The sequence below is a fragment of the Stenotrophomonas sp. GbtcB23 genome (assembly GCF_019091045.1).
GTDB classification, from domain to species: Bacteria; Pseudomonadota; Gammaproteobacteria; order Xanthomonadales; family Xanthomonadaceae; genus Stenotrophomonas; species Stenotrophomonas rhizophila_A.
In genome coordinates this window covers 1-280 of record NZ_JAGXKC010000360.1, presented here as the reverse complement: position 1 = coordinate 280, position 280 = coordinate 1, and the positions used below count along the sequence as shown (strand labels likewise).

The window sequence follows — 280 nt, the reverse complement described above, 5'->3', positions numbered from 1 at the left end:
GTAACAATGATCGAAACAACAGCCGCACTCGAGGAAGCCTGCGCCAAGCTGGCCCAATCGGACTTCATCACCATCGATACCGAATTCCTCAGGGAAACGACCTTCTGGCCGGAACTCTGCCTGATCCAGATGGCGAGCCCGACCGTCGAAGTACTGGTCGATCCTCTCGCCAAGGGACTGGACCTCAAGCCCTTCTTCGCACTGATGGCGAACCCTTCGGTCGTCAAGGTCTTCCATGCCGCCCGGCAGGACATCGAGATCGTCTACCATCTCGGCAACC

Annotated in this window: 1 pseudogene; it reads left to right on the top strand. The window is 58.2% G+C overall.

The annotated features are described in order from the left end of the window. Window positions 1-280 (top strand): annotated as a pseudogene (locus KVS69_RS19410) (hypothetical protein); the annotation flags it as partial.